This window comes from Streptococcus mitis (genome assembly GCF_002096815.1).
Taxonomy (GTDB): domain Bacteria; phylum Bacillota; class Bacilli; order Lactobacillales; family Streptococcaceae; genus Streptococcus; species Streptococcus mitis_AD.
Map to the genome: position 1 here is coordinate 412408 of NZ_NCVJ01000021.1, position 17918 is coordinate 430325.

Here is a 17918-nt window from a genome sequence, read left to right on the forward strand (position 1 = left end):
ATGCCAAAACAAAAAACACACCGCGCATCAGCTAAACGTTTCAAACGTACAGGTTCTGGTGGACTTAAACGTTTCCGTGCTTACACTTCTCACCGTTTCCACGGAAAAACTAAGAAACAACGTCGTCATCTTCGTAAAGCATCTATGGTGCATTCAGGAGATTACAAACGTATCAAAGCAATGCTTACTCGCTTGAAATAATAGCTTGACTGTAAGTAAACAATTCTAGGAAATATTTGGAGGAAATAAAACATGGCACGTGTTAAAGGTGGCGTTGTATCACGCAAACGTCGTAAACGTATTCTTAAATTAGCAAAAGGTTACTATGGAGCTAAACACATCTTGTTCCGTACTGCAAAAGAACAAGTAATGAACTCTTACTACTATGCATACCGTGATCGTCGTCAGAAAAAACGTGATTTCCGCAAATTGTGGATCACTCGTATCAACGCGGCAGCTCGTATGAACGGACTTTCATACTCACAATTGATGCATGGTTTGAAATTGGCTGAGATCGAAGTTAACCGTAAAATGCTTGCTGACTTGGCTGTTAACGATGCAGCAGCTTTCACAGCTCTTGCAGATGCAGCTAAAGCAAAACTTGGTAAATAATAACAGATAAGACTGGAACAGGATTGTCCCAGTCTTTTTAAAAATAAAGGAGAAAAATATGGCTTCAAAAATGCTACACACTTGCTTGCGAGTAGAAAACCTTGAAAAATCAATCGCATTTTATCAAGATGCTTTTGGATTTAAAGAATTGCGTCGCAGAGATTTTCCAGATCATGCCTTTACGATTGTTTATCTAGGTCTTGAGGGTGACGACTATGAGTTGGAGTTGACTTATAACTACGATCACGGTCCTTATGTGGTTGGAGATGGGTTTGCCCACATCGCCCTCAGTACACCTGATCTTGAAGCTCTTCATCAAGAGCACAGTGCAAAAGGCTATGAAGTGACTCAGCCAAATGGTCTACCAGGAACTGCACCTAACTATTACTTTGTTAAAGACCCTGATGGCTACAAGGTTGAAGTTATTCGTGAAAAATAATCTCGTGAGGTCAAGTAGAATGTTCGTTTTCTACTTGACTTTTTTTAGCTGAAAGAGTATACTAATAAAAATTTAACCTTTAAGGGGAGTCCAGAGAGACTCACAAGGTGTCAGATAAAAGAATAGTACAATTTTCTAGAGGAGACTTTTTGAGTGTGCTCTATTGTTTTGTATGATTTTAACTGAGACCTTGCAATCGCAAGGTCTTTTATTTATCTGGTCCCCTTAAAATTTAAGGAGGAAAAGTCATGAATCCCACATGTAAGAAACGCTTGGGTGCCATCCGTTTGGAAACCATGAAGGTGGTTGCACAGGAGGAAATCGCGCCAGCAATCTTTGAATTAGTCCTAGAAGGAGAAATGGTTGAAGTCATGCGAGCAGGCCAATTTCTTCATCTACGTGTACCTGATGATGCCCATCTCTTGCGTCGCCCTATTTCAATTTCGTCTATCGATAAGGTTAAGAAGCAGTGTCATCTCATTTATCGGATTGAGGGAACTGGGACAGCTATTTTCTCAACCTTAAGTCAGGGAGATACTCTTGATGTGATGGGGCCTCAGGGGAATGGTTTTGACTTGTCTGACCTAGATAAGCAGAGCCAAGTTCTCCTCGTTGGTGGGGGGATTGGTGTTCCGCCCTTGCTTGAGGTGGCCAAGGAATTGTCTGATCGTGGAGTGAAAGTAGTGACTGTTCTCGGTTTTGCCAATAAGGATGCTGTTATTTTAGAGACGGAATTGGCCCAATATGGTCAAGTTTTTGTAACGACAGATGATGGTTCTTATGGAATCAAGGGGAATGTTTCCGTTGTCATTAATGATTTAGATAGTCCATTTGATGCTGTTTACTCATGTGGGGCACCTGGAATGATGAAGTATATCAATCAAACCTTTTATGACCATCCAAGAGCTTATCTATCTTTGGAATCTCGTATGGCTTGTGGGATGGGGGCTTGCTATGCCTGTGTCCTAAAAGTACCAGAAAGCGAGACGGTCAGCCAACGCGTCTGTGAAGATGGCCCTGTTTTCCGCACTGGAACAGTTCTATTATAAGGAGAAAATCATGACTAGAAATCGTTTACAAGTTTCTCTACCTGGTTTGGATTTGAAAAATCCCATTATTCCAGCATCAGGATGTTTTGGTTTTGGGCAAGAGTATGCCAAGTATTATGATTTAGATCTTTTAGGTTCTATTATGATTAAGGCAACGACCCTTGAACCGCGTTTTGGCAATCCTACTCCAAGGGTTGCAGAGACCCCTGCTGGTATGCTCAATGCAATTGGCTTGCAAAATCCTGGATTAGAGGTTGTTTTGGCTGAAAAGTTACCTTGGCTAGAAAGAGAATATCCAAATCTTCCTATTATCGCCAATGTAGCTGGTTTTTCAAAACAAGAGTATGCGTCTGTTTCTCATGGGATTTCCAAGGCAGCTAACGTGAAGGCTATTGAGCTCAATATTTCTTGTCCTAACGTAGATCACGGCAATCATGGACTTTTGATTGGGCAAGATCCTGATCTAGCTTATGAAGTGGTAAAAGCAGCTGTCGAAGCTTCTGATGTGCCAGTCTATGTCAAGTTAACCCCTAGCGTGACGGATATTGTCACTATTGCTAAAGCAGCAGAAGATGCAGGAGCAAGTGGCTTAACCATGATCAATACTCTAGTCGGTATGCGCTTTGACCTCAAAACTCGCAAACCAATCTTGGCAAATGGAACGGGTGGAATGTCAGGTCCAGCAGTCTTTCCAGTAGCCCTCAAACTCATCCGCCAAGTCGCCCAAACAACAGACTTGCCTATCATTGGAATGGGAGGAGTGGATTCGGCAGAAGCAGCCTTAGAAATGTATTTGGCTGGGGCATCTGCCATCGGAGTTGGAACAGCTAACTTTACCAATCCCTATGCCTGTCCTGATATTATCGAAAATTTACCAAAAGTCATGGATAAATATGGTATCAGCAGTATAGAAAATCTCCGCAAGGAAGTAAAAGCCAGCCTTAGATAAGCTAGACTATCCTTATTGTCAATAAGACATATAATTTTCATCCTTTAACTATGTTAGAATATAGTTAATTACGAATGATGTAGATGAATTTCTACTTAGGGGAGTAAAATGAAGAGAACACTACTTGTAAGCACGGCAGTGCTTGCATTGGCAATTGTGCCAACAACATCAGTCTTTGCTGAAGATAGTAAAACAACAGACCAAAGTCAAACGATGAATAAGAGTCAATCTGTGGACAAAAATCAGTCTAAAGATAAAAATCAGACTCCAGCATCAGAAGAGAAAAAAGTTGTTGAAAATACAAAGAATGAAACTGAAAAGACGGAAAAAAAGAAAGAATCAGTTGTTGTAAAAGAAAATAATTCTAAAAAAGAGGCTATTTCAAATAAAGAAAAAGTTGAAGAGGCTCCTAAGAATGGTTGGCAGAAAGAGCATGGGAAATGGCTTTTTTATGAGAATAACCAACCAATCAAAAACTGGAAAAAGATTGCGGGTGTCTGGTATTTCTTTGATCAAAATGGAATCATGGCTAGCAATAGGATTGTTAATGACTATGCTTTTCATACTAGTGGAGCAATGGTAGAAAATTCCTGGGTGAAAATTGCGGATAAATGGTACTATGCTACAGATTCAGGAAAGATTGTTCGTAATAGATGGGAAAAAATTAGCAATGTTTGGTATTACTTCAAGCCAGATGGAGTTATGGCTAGCAATGCTATAGTGAACGATTATCTTCTTAATAGTAGTGGAGCAATGGATCAAAATGCTTGGGTGAAGATTACTGATAAATGGTATTATGCTACAGATTCAGGAAAAATCCTTCGTAATAAATGGGAAAAGATTAAGGGCACATGGTACTATTTTAACAATGATGGTGTGATGGCCAGTAATCAGTGGAAAGATGCTTACTATCTAAAAGATAGTGGAGCAATGGCTGAAAAAGAATGGATTTTTGATGAATCTTATAATAGCTGGTTTTACCTAAAATCAGGTGGTGCTTATGCTTCACGTGAATGGATTGGTGCTTATTATCTCAAATCTGGTGGTTATATGGCCAAGAATGAATGGATTTTTGATTCTAACTACAATGCATGGTACTACCTAAAAGAAGATGGAAGCTATGTTACTGGTGGTTTTAACATCAAAAATAAGGAGTACTTCTTACAGAGTGATGGAAAGTGGATTCAAAGCCCCAAATATTTTAAGGTTAAACCAATCACAGCATATATTTATAGCGAATCAGGAGATATTTTGAGTTATGTTAATCAGGGAAGTATTGTGACCTATGATAGCTCTAAAACTAAGGGAAGTCGTCTTGCTGTTTCAATATCAGGCTTGTCTGGTTATATGAATCAAAGAGATTTGACTTTAGTTGATGAAGGAAGTGAGTTTATTCCTCACTATACTACTGACGGAAGATTCCTATATCATGAACTTTCTCCATATACTAGTATTCGGGTTGCTCCACATACTTCAGCTATGAAAATTGGTAAGAAGTATTATTCAAATGATGGAGAACATTTTGATGGGTTTACTATCAAAAATCGTTTCCTTTTTAAGAATTTGACTGAACCAACCAACTATAGTGCGGATGAATTAAATAGAGTTTATTCGATGATGAATATCCGAAACAGCCGTCTTGCTGGTAAAGGAGCAATTTTTAAAGAAGCTGAGAAACGTTATGGTGTCAATGCTCTTTATTTAATGGCTCACAGTGCGCTAGAAAGTGCTTGGGGACGTAGCCAAATTGCTAATGATAAAAATAACTTCTTCGGAATTGCTGCCTACGATACTAGTCCCTATGATTCAGCTAAGAAATTTGATGATGTAGATAAAGGAATTCTTGGTGCGACCAAGTGGATTCGTGAGAACTATATTGATCGTGGAAGAAATCACCTTGGAAATAAAGCGACCGGAATGAATGTACGCTATGCATCCGATCCGTACTGGGGTGAAAAAATAGCTAGTATCATGATGAATATCAATAGTCGACTTGGTGGAAAAGATTAAAAGATAAGCAACGATAACTGCTGAAAAAGTGGTTGTCGTTTTTTTCTTCAACTAATATGCTTTACAAACTAGTGTAGGAGTAGTATATTATAGGTGAAGATACTAGTAGGTATTACAAAATAGGTGAGAAGGGAGAAGGGATGAAAGAAACTCAACTATTAAAAGGTGTTCTTGAAGGTTGTGTCTTGGATATGATTGGTCAAAAAGAGCGATATGGTTATGAGTTAGTTCAGACTTTGCGAGAGGCTGGATTTGATACTATCGTTCCAGGAACTATTTATCCTTTGTTGCAAAAGTTAGAAAAAAATCAATGGATAAGAGGCGACATGCGTCCGTCGCCAGATGGTCCAGATCGGAAGTATTTTTCGTTGACGAAAGAAGGAGAAGAGCGTGTATCGGTCTTTTGGCAACAATGGGATGATTTGAGTCAAAAAGTAGAAGGGATTAAGAATGGGGGTTAAACCATGAAGAAAATGAAGTATTATGAAGAAACAAACGCTTTGTTGCATGAGTTTTCTGAGGACAATCAGCAGTATTTTGAGGAGCTGTGGGAAAGTTTTAATCTTGCTGGATTTCTCTATGATGAAGCCTATCTCAGAGAGCAGATCTATTTTATGATGCTAGATTTCTCAGAAGCAGAACGAGATGGCATGAGTGCAGAGGAGTATCTAGGTAAGAATCCTAAAAAATTAATGAGAGAGATGCTCAAGGAAGCACCTCGCAGTTCTATCAAAGAGTCCCTTTTGACGCCAATTCTTGTCTTAGCGGTATTACGTTATTATCAACTACTAAGCGATTTTTCGAAAGGCCCTCTCTTAACAGTTAATTTGCTCACGTTTTTAGGGCAATTTCTTCTTTTTCTGATTGGATTTGGACTTGTGGCCACAATCTTACGTTGGGGGCTAGTCCAAGATTCTCCTAAGAAGAAAATTGGCACTTATATTGTTGTTGGAATTCTTGTTTTGCTAGTTGTTCTGGGATATGTAGCAATGGCAAGCTTCATACAAGAAGGAGCCTTTTATCTTCCTGCTCCCTGGGATAGTTTATCTGTCTTTACAATTTCGCTGGTCATCAGTATTTGGAATTGGAAAGAAGAGTTTTTTCGTCCCTTTAACAGTATGATTGTTGCCCACCTTATTGTAGGTTCTCTGCTCCGTTACTATGAGTGGATGGGGATTTCAAATGTTTTTCTTACAAAAGTTGTTCCTTTAGCTGTCCTCTTTATTGGAGTCTTTCTCTTTTTCCGTGGGTTTAAGAAGATAGTATGGAGTGAAATATAGTCAAAAAACCGTTGTAAAGCGGTTTTTTGTTATAATTAAATGAAGAATGTAGAATTAAAGGAGAATAACATGACATTTGAAGAAATCCTGCCTGGCTTAAAGGCTAAGAAAAAATATGTACGTACTGGTTGGGGAGGGGCGGAAAACTATGTCCAACTTTTTGACACCATTGAACAAAACGGGGTTGCACTTGAAGTGACGCCCTATTTCCTAATCAACGTGTCTGGGGAGGGAGAAGGTTTTTCTATGTGGAGCCCAACACCTTGTGATGTTTTGGCAACAGATTGGGTAGAAGTGCATGACTAGACGTATACTCATTACAGGGGTGAGCTCAGGTATCGGATTAGCTCAAGCTTGCCTCTTTTTAGAGAATGGCTATCAAGTTTATGGAGTTGACCAAGGTGAAAATCCACTTTTACAGGGTGATTTCCACTTTTTACAGAGAGATTTGACCTTGGACTTGGAGCCTATTTTTGACTGGTGTCCTCAGGTTGATGTTTTGTGCAATACTGCTGGAGTTTTGGATGATTACAAACCACTTTTGGAACAAACGGCGCAGGAAATTCAAGAGATTTTTGAAATCAACTATATGACTCCTGTTGAGTTGACTCGGCATTATTTGAGACAAATGCTGGAGAATAAAGCGGGGGCCATCATTAATATGTGCTCCATAGCTTCTAGTCTAGCTGGCGGAGGTGGTCACGCCTATACCTCGTCTAAGCACGCCTTGGCTGGATTTACCAAGCAGTTGGCTCTAGACTATGCAGAATCTGGGATTCAGGTCTTTGGAATTGCTCCGGGAGCAGTAAAAACGGGTATGACCGCTGCGGACTTTGAACCAGGTGGCTTGGCTGACTGGGTGGCTAGTGAAACGCCCATCAAACGCTGGATTGCTCCAGAGGAAATAGCAGAAGTCAGTCTCTTTTTGGCCAGTGGAAAGGCATCTGCCATGCAAGGACAAATCCTGACTATTGATGGTGGCTGGTCTTTGAAGTAGGAATAGTTGGATGGATATTCAAAAAATCACAGAAGAAAATGGATCGCCATTAGTCTTGAAGGTTAAGTCTGAATTATTAGGATTTCCAGAACTGGACAAGACCTTGTATATGAATTGGAAGGTGAATGATGAAAAACCAACTGGCTCTTAGTGGCGAAAAAATTCTTGAAAAAATTTATCCTCAGTTATTGCACCACGTAGGTATGATTAGAGGCGAATACTTGTTGAGAGAGCTCAATCAAAACATCCTGTTACCAAGTTGTCAGCAATTTGTAAAAGATTATCTAGATACCATTTGCTCCTTGTACTCAGATGAAGAGGTTTGGTATCGTTTTTCAGAGTTAACAAATACAGAAGCTAATTGTTTAGAGGGGACTAAAGAGCATTTTGATGAAAATCATCCCTTATTTGGATATAGAGGAACTAGGCGTTTGCTGGCGTGTCTGGATGAATTTCAGGCTGAAGCACATGTCGTTACAGAAGTTTATCAAACCAATCCCAATCTGTCTGTTATATTTCCTTTTATCAATGATGCCGAGCAGTTAGAGCAAGCAATTAGAGTGTTGCGTCAGCAGGGTTTTACTGGGAAAATTGCCACGATGATTGAATTACCGTCAGCATATTTTGACTTGGACAGCATACTGGAAGCTGACATTTCAAAGATTGTAGTTGGAATGAATGATTTGACTTCTTTTGTTTTTGCGACTGTGAGAAACAGTCAATGGCATGATATGGAAAGTCCCATTATGTTAGATATGCTGAGACAGATGCAGGATAAAGTAAGGACGAAAAAGATTGACTTTGCTGTGGCAGGTTATTTGAATGCTTCCTTCATACAAAAAATGAATCTGATGGGGATCAAGTGTATTATCCACTATAGTTCTATTCCAGAGATTTTTGATTTAGAGATTGACCATCCAGACCACCTCAAACGTGTAAAAGAAGTGAGTAAAAAATTACAAAGGAGCAACCTATGACACCTCAAGAAATGTGGAATGCCTACAAGCAAATCAATCCCTCAATTGGAGATGAGATAGATGCCTGGGCTTTTGGAGTGGAAGCAGATCTCTTGGCAGATTTGGTAATAAGAGGCGAGAAGACAGCAACCGCCTCAGCCTATGACCTCTACGCACTAGAAGACGAACCTCTTCCACAAAAAGGGACCTTCGATGTCATTTTAGATAGTCAAAATCAGGCTGTCTGCATTGTCGAAATTACCAAGGTTTCCGTTCAGCCTTTCAATCAAGTTTCTGCAGACCATGCCTTTAAGGAAGGTGAAGGAGACAAATCTTTAGCCTATTGGCGTCAGGTTCATGAGGATTGTTTCGCCGAGTGGCTGAGAGAGGCAGGACTAACTTTTACACCTGACAGCAAGGTCGTTTTAGAAGAATTTCGAAAGGTCTATCCACTGTAGACTAAAGAAGGAAGAAAGTTTTGGAAATTACCGTCCAATCCTTTTTTCTTAGGCAAAACATGATATAATAAGTTTGTTTGAAGAAGAGCCCTAGCTCTTAAACTTAGATAGGAGAAAATTATGCAAGCAGTTGAACATTTTATTAAGCAATTTGTTCCTGAACACTATGATTTATTTTTAGACTTGAGTCGTGAGACCAAGACATTTTCTGGGAAGGTAACTATCACTGGTCAAGCACAGAGTGACCGTATTTCCCTTCACCAAAAAGACTTGGAAATCGCTTCTGTAGAAGTTGCAGGTCAGGCTCGTCCATTTACAGTAGATCATGACAATGAAGCCCTTCATATCGAATTGGCTGAGGCTGGTCAAGTTGAAGTGGTTCTTACTTTTTCTGGTAAAATTACAGACAACATGACAGGGATTTACCCTTCATACTACACAGTTGATGGAGTGAAGAAGGAAGTCTTGTCTACCCAGTTCGAGAGCCATTTTGCGCGTGAAGCCTTCCCATGTGTGGATGAGCCAGAAGCCAAAGCAACTTTTGACCTCTCTCTACGTTTTGACCAAGCAGAAGGTGAATTGGCCTTGTCAAATATGCCTGAGATTGATGTTGAAAACCGTAAAGAAACAGGTATTTGGAAGTTTGAGACAACACCTCGCATGTCATCTTACTTGTTAGCTTTTGCCGCTGGTGATTTGCAAGGTGTGACCGCTAAAACTAAAAACGGTACCCTCGTTGGTGTTTACTCAACCAAAGCCCACCCACTATCTAACCTTGATTTCTCACTAGATATTGCCGTTCGCTCAATCGAGTTTTACGAAGATTACTACGGAGTCAAGTATCCAATCCCTCAATCTCTCCACATCGCCCTTCCTGACTTCTCAGCTGGTGCGATGGAAAACTGGGGTCTCGTCACTTACCGTGAAGTTTACTTGGTTGTCGATGAAAACTCTACATTTGCCAGCCGCCAACAAGTTGCTCTTGTTGTGGCACATGAATTGGCTCACCAATGGTTTGGTAACCTCGTTACTATGAAATGGTGGGATGACCTTTGGCTCAATGAAAGCTTTGCTAATATGATGGAATATGTCTGTGTGGATGCCATCGAGCCAAGCTGGAACATCTTTGAAGATTTCCAAACAGGTGGTGTTCCGTCTGCATTGAAGCGTGATGCAACTGATGGTGTTCAATCTGTTCACGTTGAAGTCAAACACCCAGATGAAATCAATACCCTTTTTGATGGCGCTATCGTTTATGCTAAAGGAAGCCGCCTCATGCACATGCTTCGTCGTTGGCTAGGAGATGCTGATTTTGCTAAAGGTTTGCATGCCTACTTTGAAAAACATCAATACAGCAATACCATCGGCCGTGACCTTTGGGATGCCCTTGGTCAAGCATCAGGCCGTGATGTTGCAGCCTTCATGGATTCTTGGTTGGAGCAACCTGGTTACCCAGTTCTTACTGTCAAAGTTGAAAATGATATCTTGAAGATTTCACAAAAACAATTCTTTATCGGTGAGCACGAAGATAAGAATCGCCTCTGGGTTGTACCACTCAACAGCAACTGGAAAGGCTTGCCAGATACACTTGAAACTGAAAGTATCGAAATCCCTGGCTACGCAGCTCTTCTTGCTGAAAATGAAGGAGCTCTTCGTCTCAACACTGAAAATACAGCCCACTATATTACAGACTACCAAGGAGACTTACTAGATGCTGTTCTTGCTGACCTAGTTGAGCTTGATAACACAAGCAAACTGCAAATTGTCCAAGAACGTCGCTTGCTTGCTGAGGCAGGGCACATTTCTTATGCTGACTTGCTCCCAGTCCTTGATAAACTTGCTAAGGAAGAATCTTACCTTGTCGTTTCAGCTGTTTCTCAAGTGATTTCTGCCCTTGAGCGCTTTATCGATGAAGAAACAGAAGCTGAAACAGCCTTCAAAGCACTGGTTGCTAAATTGGCTCGTCACAACTATGACCGTCTTGGTTTCGAAGCTAAAGATGGAGAATCAGACGAGGATGAATTGGTTCGTCAGTTAGCCATTTCTATGATGATTCGCTCAAATGATGCAGAAGCTAGTCAAGTCGCTAGCCAAATCTTCACAGCACACAAGCAGAATCTTGCAGGACTTCCAGCAGCCATTCGTTCACAAGTTCTGATCAATGAGATGAAACATCATGAGACTAAAGACTTGTTAGCACTTTATCTTGATACTTATACGCACGCAACAGATGCTGTCTTTAAACGTCAGTTGGCAGCTGCTCTTGCCTACAGTAAAGCTGCGGACAATATCCAAACCTTGATTGCTTCTTGGAAGGACAAATTTGTGGTCAAACCACAAGACTTGTCTGCTTGGTACTTCCAGTTCTTAAACCATCAAGCAACTCAGGAAACAGCATGGTCTTGGGCTCGTGAAAACTGGGCTTGGATTAAGGCAGCTCTTGGAGGAGACATGAGCTTTGATAGCTTTGTTATCCTTCCTGCTCACGTATTTAAGACTCAGCAACGCTTGGCGGAATACAAGGAATTCTTTGAGCCACAACTTTCTGATCTTGCTCTTAGCCGTAATATCGGTATGGGAATCAAGGAAATTGCAGCGCGTGTTGACTTGATTAATCGTGAAAAAGCTGCAGTGGAAGCAGTTATTCTTCAATACGGAACTAAATAATCAAGACTAAATGACAATAAAACTCAGCTATCTCATGTAATACTCTTCGAAAATCAAATTCAAACCACGTCAGCGTCGCCTTACCGTACTCAAGTACAGCCTGCGGCTAGCTTCCTAGTTTGCTCTTTGATTTTCATTGAGTATAAAATGCAGAGAGTTGAGTTTTTTTTAAGGCAAATTTGGTATAATGGTCTTAATAAGGAGGAGTTTCTCATGATAAAAATCTTATTAGTTGAGGATGATCTAGGCCTGTCAAATTCAGTATTTGACTTTTTGGACGATTTTGCGGATGTTATGCAGGTGTTTGATGGAGAAGAAGGTCTCTACGAAGCTGAGAGTGGCGTCTATGACTTGATTTTGCTCGATTTGATGTTGCCAGAAAAAAATGGTTTCCAAGTCTTGAAAGAATTGCGTGAAAAGGGAATTACGACCCCAGTTCTGATTATGACTGCTAAGGAAAGCCTGGATGACAAGGGACATGGATTTGAATTAGGAGCAGATGATTATCTGACCAAACCTTTCTACCTAGAAGAACTCAAAATGCGGATTCAAGCCCTTCTCAAACGTTCAGGCAAGTTTAATGAAAACACCTTGACTTATGGAAATATTGTGGTTAATTTGTCAACCAACACCGTTAAGGTCGAAGATACTCCTGTCGAATTGCTGGGGAAAGAGTTCGATTTACTGGTTTATTTCCTTCAAAATCAAAATGTGATTTTGCCTAAGACTCAGATTTTTGATCGTCTATGGGGATTTGATAGTGATACAACGATTTCGGTTGTCGAAGTTTATGTTTCAAAAGTCCGTAAGAAATTAAAAGGAACCACTTTTGCGGAGAATTTGCAAACCTTGCGTAGTGTTGGGTATATTTTAAAAGATGTTCAGTAAACTAAAAAAAACATGGTATGCGGATGACTTTAGTTACTTTATCCGCAACTTCGGTGTCTTCACCCTGATTTTCTCTACCATGACTCTGATTATTTTGCAGGTCATGCATTCGAGCCTTTATACTTCGGTAGATGATACGCTTCATGGCTTGAGTAAGAATCCTCAGGCGGTTATTCAGCTTGCGGTAAATAGGGCAACAGAAGAGATTAAAGATTTAGAGAATGCCGCTACAGATACTAGTAAGACTGAGATAAAACCCAATGTCAGTTCCAACACGGAGGTTATCCTTTTTGATAAGAATTTTACCCAACTCCTTTCTGGAAATCGATTTTTGGGATTGGATAAGATTAAGTTAGAGAAAAAAGAGCTAGGCCATATTTATCAGATTCAGGTTTTTAATAGCTATGGACAGGAAGAAATCTATCGCATGATTTTGATGGAAACGAATATCAGTTCGGTTTCAACCAATATTAAGTATGCGGCTGTCTTGATTAATACCAGTCAGTTGGAGCAAGCTAGTCAAAAGCATGAACAATTGATTGTGGTTGTGATGGCTAGTTTCTGGATTTTGTCTTTACTTGCCAGTCTCTATCTAGCTCGAGTCAGTGTTCGTCCTCTGCTTGAGAGCATGCAGAAGCAGCAGTCCTTTGTGGAAAATGCCAGTCATGAGTTACGAACTCCACTTGCAGTTCTGCAAAATCGTTTAGAGACCCTTTTCCGGAAGCCAGAAGCTACCATTATGGATGTGAGTGAAAGCATTGCATCGAGTTTAGAAGAAGTCCGAAATATGCGTTTTTTGACAACAAACTTGTTGAATTTAGCTCGTAGAGATGATGGGATTAAGCCAGAACTTGCAGAAGTTCCAACCAGTTTTTTCAATACGACTTTCACAAACTATGAGATGATTGCTTCGGAAAATGACCGTGTCTTCCGTTTTGAAAATCGGGTTCATCGAACAATTGTCACGGATCAGCTTCTTTTGAAACAACTGATGACTATCCTATTTGATAATGCAATCAAATATACTGAGGAGGATGGTGAAATTGATTTTATGATTTCAGCGACTGATCGTAATCTGTATTTGCTAGTTTCCGATAATGGAGTCGGAATCTCAGCAGAAGATAAGAAGAAAATTTTTGATCGTTTTTATCGAGTAGACAAGGCTAGAACCCGGCAAAAAGGTGGTTTTGGTTTAGGATTATCCCTAGCTAAGCAAATTGTAGACGCCCTAAAAGGAACCATTACTGTTAAAGATAATAAACCAAAGGGAACAATCTTTGAAGTGAAGGTTGCCATCCACACACCATCTAAAAAGAAAAAATAAAAATATCGCTCCAGATGGGGCGATATTTTGGATTTATCTTCTACGTTTTCGTTTGATAATAGTTCGTTGAATTTTTAAAACAAGTAAGCTGGATCCGATTGCTGCGGCAAATGCAAGAGTAGTTGATAATTTTAATGCTAAAAAGATAAAACTAAAGATAGCAATACAGATACAAAAAACAGCGATATTAACAAAAAATAGAATTTCCTTGAGATTTGCATCAGATTGCGCTTCAGGTGTATAATCTTGATATCGAGGAACCTGTTGGCTTAATTCTTCTTGATAGTCTACCTCATAGGACTGTAATTTTCTTACGGGCATTATTCTCTCCTTAACAGTACATACCTATTTTATCATTTTTTCAGCAGAGAATTATTACAGAAAGGTTACAATAAGAATAAAGTCCCTTTTCAAAATCACTTTTCTTGACACCATAATGTGAAAATGATAGGATGTATGGACACCAAACACTTATTAATATTCATAATTGATTATATTCCTAAGAAAATAGAGCTACCAATTGATTCATTTTTAGGAAAATTGTTTCCTTATTTTCTTGATTTTATTTAATTTGATTAGTGAGATTTGTTTTGAATAGAGAGACAGATTTTCTGTCTCCTATTTTTATAGTAGTGAGGTGTCAAATTGATACCTCTTGGAAAAGTTAAAGGAGATAAGCATGTATCTTGCTATCAAAGAAATATTACGAAACAAACTTCGATATAGTTTGATTCTAACTACCATTTTTCTTATCGCTTTTATGGTTTTTTTTATGACCAGTCTAGCTCTTGGTCTTGTGCGAAACAACCGGGCAGCTATTGATAATTGGCAAGCGACGGGTATAGTTTTATCTGACTACGCAAATGATAATTTGACGGCATCCTTTATTCCTGAAAAGGACTACAAGGATAAGAGTTCTAAAGATGCTGCTCCACTAGGGTATATGTTTGCTGTGACCAATCTAGTCGATGATAGTGAAAAGGTCAATGTTTCCATCTTTGCTCAAGAGTGGGACGCTTTTATCTCTCCTAGTTTGACGGAGGGCCGTTATCCTGAAGGGGATGATGAGGTGGTCGTGGATCAGTCCTTTGAAAACTATGGAATGAAGTTGGGTGATGCCATTCAGCTCAATGGAAGCGAAGTAAGTTACAAGATTGTAGGGCTGACTAAAGGAAATAAGTTTTTTACTGAGCCAGTTGTCTTTACGAGTTTGACAACTTATTGGACCTTACAAGGAACTTTAAAATCTAATAAATCCATCTCTGCCTTGGTATTGAAAAATGATATAGAAGTGGCTGGCGATGGACTGAAACAGATTTCTATTCCAAAAATGATATCGAAAATTCCTGGTTACACACCTCAGGTTAATGTATTTTCAGGGATGATTCTTGCTATGATTGTCATCACAGGCTTGATTGTGGGTATATTTGTTTATATCATTACCATACAAAAACTAGGACTTTATGGAATAATGCGGGCTCAGGGAATACAGATCAAAACCATTGTATGGTCTCTTTTCTGTCAAATCTTCTTCCTAGCTAGTATGGGGATTGCTTTAGCCTTGCTGGCTGTTGGAGGAGTGATTTTAGTCTTGCCAGCTACCTTCTTTTTCTACCCAAGTTGGTTAGCCTATTCTGTCCTAAGCTTGGTAATTTCCTTGATGGCCCTTCTAGGTGGTGTCATTTCACTTCCACGCTTGCTAAAGGTGGACCCGATTACTGCGATTGCAGAGTGATAAGGAGAATAGTATGACAGCATTGATAGAAATGAAGCAAGTGACAAAAACCTATGGGGAAGGAAAGATGAAAGTCGTTGCCCTGCATGAGACTAATTTTCAGCTAAATGCGGGAGAGTTCGTGGCGATCGTTGGGCCATCAGGTTCTGGAAAGACGACCTTTCTAACAACTTTAGGTCAACTTCAGGAAGCATCTAGTGGAAAGATTCTAGTAAAGGGGAAGGAAACAGGCAATTTGACGGAGAAGGAGAAAACAGACCTCCGTTTTAGAGAGTTTGGCTTCATTCTCCAGGCTTCAAACTTAATTCCTTTTCTAACGGTCAAGGAACAGCTGGATTTGATTGACAGACTAGATAAGAGAAAACATAGTAAAAGTGACCGGAAAGAACTTTTTAACTTGTTGGATTTGGAAAAAGTACAAGATCAGTATCCCAAGGCATTGTCAGGTGGAGAACGTCAACGAGCTGCGATTGCTAGAGCCCTCTATAACAATCCAAGCATTGTGCTTGCTGATGAGCCAACAGCTAGTCTGGATACCCAGCGTGCCTACCAAGTAACGGAGATGTTGGCTGGTATTGCACATGAACAAGGTAGAGGAGTTGTTATGATTACACATGATACACGACTTCTTGATAAGGTTGACCGTATTTATATCATGAATGATGGTCACCTAGTTGAAGAAACACATGCATAAAAAGAGAGTGAACGGTGTTGGTTACTGTTCATTTTTTAATTTCAAAATTTAAAAATAAGACTTACTTTTTGTAAAACTCCCAGTATTCATAGCTGATTTTCCAGAAATGTGGTATAATTTTTCTTATGGAAAAGATTATTATTACAGCAACTGCTGAAAGTATTGAACAAGTTAAACAACTGCTCGAAGCTGGCGTAGACCGTATCTATGTCGGTGAGAAAGATTTTGGTCTTCGTCTGCCAACAACCTTTAGTTATGACCAATTGCGTGAAATCGCTAAGCTGGTTCATGATGCTGGTAAGGAATTGATCGTTGCAGTCAATGCCCTCATGCACCAAGATATGATGGACCGTATCAAGCCTTTCTTAGACTTTTTGGAAGAAATCAAGACAGACTACATTACTATTGGAGACGCAGGCGTTTTTTACGTGGTCAACCGCGATGCCTATTCCTTTAAGACCATCTACGATGCTTCAACCATGGTAACAAGCAGTCGTCAGATTAACTTCTGGGGACAAAAGGCTGGCGCATCTGAGGCTGTTTTGGCACGTGAAATTCCATCAGCTGAACTTTTCAAAATGCCAGAGATTTTGGAAATTCCTGCTGAAGTTTTGGTTTACGGTGCAAGTGTTATTCATCATTCTAAACGTCCGCTCTTGCAAAACTACTATAACTTTACGCATATCGATGATGAAAAGACGCGTAAACGTGACCTCTTCTTGGCTGAACCAAGCGACCCAGAGAGCCACTACTCCATTTTTGAAGACAATCATGGGACCCATATCTTTGCCAATAACGACCTTGATTTGATGACCAAATTGACAGAATTGGTAGAGCATGGCTTTACTCACTGGAAATTAGAAGGTCTCTATACACCTGGTCAAAACTTTGTTGAGATTGCCAAACTCTTTATCCAAGCGCGAAGCTTGATCCAAGAGGGCAACTTTAGCCATGACCAAGCCTTCTTGCTGGATGAGGAAGTACGCAAGTTACACCCTAAAAACCGTTTCCTTGATACAGGATTTTATGACTACGATCCTGACATGGTTAAATAGGACATCAAAACCCGAAATAAAAATGTTCGGGTTTTTCCAGTGTATCCATGAAATAAAAAGGGATACATGTTATAATAAAAGTAGCTCTTTAATGGAGGTGTTTGAGTGGAAAATCTGAAGAAAATGGCTGGTATCAAGGCTGCTGAGTTTGTCAAGGATGGGATGGTTGTTGGACTGGGAACGGGTTCTACTGCCTATTATTTTGTCGAAGAAATCGGTCGTCGTATCAAGGAAGAAGGACTGCAAATTACAGCTGTAACGACTTCTAGTGTGACTAGTAAACAGGCTGAAGGTCTTAATATCCCACTCAAGTCTATTGACCAAGTAGATTTGGTTGATGTGACGGTTGACGGAGCGGATGAAGTAGATAGCCAGTTTAACGGAATTAAAGGTGGTGGTGGTGCCCTTCTGATGGAGAAGGTGGTCGCAACGCCCTCAAAAGAATACATTTGGGTGGTAGATGAAAGCAAACTAGTTGAGAAATTGGGTGCCTTTAAATTGCCAGTGGAAGTAGTCCAGTATGGTGCAGAACAGGTCTTCCGTCGTTTTGAGCGAGCTAGCTACAAACCAAGTTTCCGTGAAAAAGATGGCCAACGTTTTGTGACGGATATGCAGAACTTTATCATTGACCTTGCCTTGGATGTCATTGAAGATCCAATCGCCTTTGGGCAAGAATTGGACCATGTCGTTGGTGTCGTTGAGCACGGCTTATTCAACCAAATGGTGGATAAGGTAATCGTTGCTGGACGAGACGGGGTTCAGATTTTAACTTCAACAAAAGCAAACTAATCAACATAATAAGGAG

At 40.0% G+C, this 17918-nt stretch carries 20 protein-coding genes and 1 pseudogene; 20 read left to right on the forward strand and 1 reads right to left on the reverse strand.

Annotated elements, in window-relative coordinates; genetic code table 11:
* From rpmI to ciaH, 16 genes and pseudogenes are all read left to right on the forward strand, one after another.
* Positions 1-201 (forward strand): 50S ribosomal protein L35, encoded by a 201-nt coding sequence (rpmI, locus tag B7696_RS08815; protein ID WP_001125943.1) that lies wholly within the window; start codon positions 1-3, stop codon positions 199-201.
* Between the two features lie 51 nt (positions 202-252).
* A complete protein-coding gene (rplT, locus tag B7696_RS08820; protein ID WP_000124834.1) occupies positions 253-612 on the forward strand; it encodes a 50S ribosomal protein L20 in 360 nt (119 codons plus the stop codon).
* 58 nt (positions 613-670) lie between these two features.
* Entirely contained in the window at positions 671-1051 is a 381-nt protein-coding gene (gene gloA / locus B7696_RS08825; RefSeq protein WP_000157156.1) for a lactoylglutathione lyase, read from the forward strand.
* Positions 1052-1299: 248 nt separating this feature from the next.
* Positions 1300-2100: a dihydroorotate dehydrogenase electron transfer subunit gene (locus tag B7696_RS08830; protein ID WP_084863255.1), complete on the forward strand. Its 801-nt coding sequence runs from the start codon at positions 1300-1302 to the stop codon at positions 2098-2100.
* Positions 2063-3049, forward strand: a complete 987-nt coding sequence (locus B7696_RS08835; protein WP_192856306.1) for a dihydroorotate dehydrogenase — start codon at positions 2063-2065, stop codon at positions 3047-3049. The genes B7696_RS08830 and B7696_RS08835 overlap by 38 nt, the downstream gene beginning before the upstream one ends.
* A 108-nt stretch (positions 3050-3157) precedes the next feature.
* A complete protein-coding gene (locus B7696_RS08840) occupies positions 3158-5059 on the forward strand; it encodes a glucosaminidase domain-containing protein (RefSeq protein ID WP_084863258.1) in 1902 nt (633 codons plus the stop codon).
* Between the two features lie 140 nt (positions 5060-5199).
* The gene (locus B7696_RS08845; RefSeq protein WP_000665422.1) at positions 5200-5520 is read left to right on the forward strand and encodes a PadR family transcriptional regulator; all 321 of its coding nucleotides are present in this window, start codon (positions 5200-5202) and stop codon (positions 5518-5520) included.
* A 3-nt stretch (positions 5521-5523) separates the two neighbouring features.
* Entirely contained in the window at positions 5524-6339 is an 816-nt protein-coding gene (locus B7696_RS08850; RefSeq protein WP_084863260.1) for a hypothetical protein, read from the forward strand.
* Positions 6340-6408: 69 nt separating this feature from the next.
* Positions 6409-6645 (forward strand): DUF2829 domain-containing protein, encoded by a 237-nt coding sequence (locus tag B7696_RS08855; RefSeq protein WP_000141913.1) that lies wholly within the window; start codon positions 6409-6411, stop codon positions 6643-6645.
* The gene (locus tag B7696_RS08860; protein ID WP_084863261.1) at positions 6638-7336 is read left to right on the forward strand and encodes a 3-oxoacyl-ACP reductase; all 699 of its coding nucleotides are present in this window, start codon (positions 6638-6640) and stop codon (positions 7334-7336) included. The genes B7696_RS08855 and B7696_RS08860 overlap by 8 nt, the downstream gene beginning before the upstream one ends.
* A gap of 7 nt (positions 7337-7343) precedes the next feature.
* Positions 7344-7487, forward strand: a pseudogene (locus B7696_RS10455) (NUDIX hydrolase); the annotation flags it as partial.
* Complete coding sequence (locus B7696_RS08865) at positions 7465-8313, forward strand: putative PEP-binding protein (RefSeq protein ID WP_142358836.1); 849 nt, start codon at positions 7465-7467, stop codon at positions 8311-8313. The pseudogene B7696_RS10455 and the gene B7696_RS08865, both read left to right, overlap by 23 nt.
* Complete coding sequence (locus B7696_RS08870; RefSeq protein WP_084863263.1) at positions 8310-8750, forward strand: ASCH domain-containing protein; 441 nt, start codon at positions 8310-8312, stop codon at positions 8748-8750. The genes B7696_RS08865 and B7696_RS08870 overlap by 4 nt, the downstream gene beginning before the upstream one ends.
* Positions 8751-8870: 120 nt before the next feature.
* The gene (locus B7696_RS08875) at positions 8871-11417 is read left to right on the forward strand and encodes a M1 family metallopeptidase (protein ID WP_084863264.1); all 2547 of its coding nucleotides are present in this window, start codon (positions 8871-8873) and stop codon (positions 11415-11417) included.
* A gap of 213 nt (positions 11418-11630) precedes the next feature.
* On the forward strand, positions 11631-12305 hold the full coding sequence (ciaR, locus tag B7696_RS08880; protein ID WP_000590639.1) for a two-component system response regulator CiaR: 675 nt from the start codon (positions 11631-11633) through the stop codon (positions 12303-12305).
* Positions 12295-13629 (forward strand): two-component system sensor histidine kinase CiaH, encoded by a 1335-nt coding sequence (ciaH, locus tag B7696_RS08885; RefSeq protein ID WP_084863266.1) that lies wholly within the window; start codon positions 12295-12297, stop codon positions 13627-13629. The genes ciaR and ciaH overlap by 11 nt, the downstream gene beginning before the upstream one ends.
* Positions 13630-13662: 33 nt before the next feature.
* Here the strand turns inward: ciaH and B7696_RS08890 are convergent, their stop codons facing one another.
* Positions 13663-13950 carry a DUF3270 domain-containing protein gene (locus tag B7696_RS08890; protein ID WP_084863268.1) on the reverse strand — a complete coding sequence of 96 codons (288 nt, stop codon included), beginning with the start codon at positions 13948-13950 and terminating at the stop codon, positions 13663-13665.
* A 358-nt stretch (positions 13951-14308) separates the two neighbouring features.
* Between B7696_RS08890 and B7696_RS08895 the strand changes: the two genes are divergently transcribed.
* The 4 genes from B7696_RS08895 (at position 14309) to rpiA (ending at position 17902) form a co-directional block, all read left to right on the forward strand.
* Positions 14309-15364: an ABC transporter permease gene (locus tag B7696_RS08895; RefSeq protein ID WP_084863270.1), complete on the forward strand. Its 1056-nt coding sequence runs from the start codon at positions 14309-14311 to the stop codon at positions 15362-15364.
* 13 nt (positions 15365-15377) lie between these two features.
* Positions 15378-16058 (forward strand): ABC transporter ATP-binding protein, encoded by a 681-nt coding sequence (locus B7696_RS08900; RefSeq protein WP_084863272.1) that lies wholly within the window; start codon positions 15378-15380, stop codon positions 16056-16058.
* A 125-nt stretch (positions 16059-16183) separates the two neighbouring features.
* Positions 16184-17113 carry a peptidase U32 family protein gene (locus B7696_RS08905; protein ID WP_084863274.1) on the forward strand — a complete coding sequence of 310 codons (930 nt, stop codon included), beginning with the start codon at positions 16184-16186 and terminating at the stop codon, positions 17111-17113.
* 105 nt (positions 17114-17218) lie between these two features.
* A complete protein-coding gene (gene rpiA, locus B7696_RS08910) occupies positions 17219-17902 on the forward strand; it encodes a ribose-5-phosphate isomerase RpiA (RefSeq protein ID WP_084863276.1) in 684 nt (227 codons plus the stop codon).
* Positions 17903-17918 lie beyond the last annotated feature (16 nt).

Bases quoted from the DNA above. Each gene is read 5' to 3' on its own strand.
- rpmI (WP_001125943.1), top strand. From the start codon at position 1: ATGCCAAAACAAAAAACACACCGCGCATCAGCTAAACGTTTCAAACGT.
- rplT (WP_000124834.1), top strand. From the start codon at position 253: ATGGCACGTGTTAAAGGTGGCGTTGTATCACGCAAACGTCGTAAACGT.
- gloA (WP_000157156.1), top strand. From the start codon at position 671: ATGGCTTCAAAAATGCTACACACTTGCTTGCGAGTAGAAAACCTTGAA.
- B7696_RS08830 (WP_084863255.1), top strand. From the start codon at position 1,300: ATGAATCCCACATGTAAGAAACGCTTGGGTGCCATCCGTTTGGAAACC.
- B7696_RS08835 (WP_192856306.1), top strand. From the start codon at position 2,063: ATGGCCCTGTTTTCCGCACTGGAACAGTTCTATTATAAGGAGAAAATC.
- B7696_RS08840 (WP_084863258.1), top strand. From the start codon at position 3,158: ATGAAGAGAACACTACTTGTAAGCACGGCAGTGCTTGCATTGGCAATT.
- B7696_RS08845 (WP_000665422.1), top strand. From the start codon at position 5,200: ATGAAAGAAACTCAACTATTAAAAGGTGTTCTTGAAGGTTGTGTCTTG.
- B7696_RS08850 (WP_084863260.1), top strand. From the start codon at position 5,524: ATGAAGAAAATGAAGTATTATGAAGAAACAAACGCTTTGTTGCATGAG.
- B7696_RS08855 (WP_000141913.1), top strand. From the start codon at position 6,409: ATGACATTTGAAGAAATCCTGCCTGGCTTAAAGGCTAAGAAAAAATAT.
- B7696_RS08860 (WP_084863261.1), top strand. From the start codon at position 6,638: ATGACTAGACGTATACTCATTACAGGGGTGAGCTCAGGTATCGGATTA.
- B7696_RS08865 (WP_142358836.1), top strand. From the start codon at position 7,465: ATGAAAAACCAACTGGCTCTTAGTGGCGAAAAAATTCTTGAAAAAATT.
- B7696_RS08870 (WP_084863263.1), top strand. From the start codon at position 8,310: ATGACACCTCAAGAAATGTGGAATGCCTACAAGCAAATCAATCCCTCA.
- B7696_RS08875 (WP_084863264.1), top strand. From the start codon at position 8,871: ATGCAAGCAGTTGAACATTTTATTAAGCAATTTGTTCCTGAACACTAT.
- ciaR (WP_000590639.1), top strand. From the start codon at position 11,631: ATGATAAAAATCTTATTAGTTGAGGATGATCTAGGCCTGTCAAATTCA.
- ciaH (WP_084863266.1), top strand. From the start codon at position 12,295: ATGTTCAGTAAACTAAAAAAAACATGGTATGCGGATGACTTTAGTTAC.
- B7696_RS08890 (WP_084863268.1), bottom strand. From the start codon at position 13,950: ATGCCCGTAAGAAAATTACAGTCCTATGAGGTAGACTATCAAGAAGAA.
- B7696_RS08895 (WP_084863270.1), top strand. From the start codon at position 14,309: ATGTATCTTGCTATCAAAGAAATATTACGAAACAAACTTCGATATAGT.
- B7696_RS08900 (WP_084863272.1), top strand. From the start codon at position 15,378: ATGACAGCATTGATAGAAATGAAGCAAGTGACAAAAACCTATGGGGAA.
- B7696_RS08905 (WP_084863274.1), top strand. From the start codon at position 16,184: ATGGAAAAGATTATTATTACAGCAACTGCTGAAAGTATTGAACAAGTT.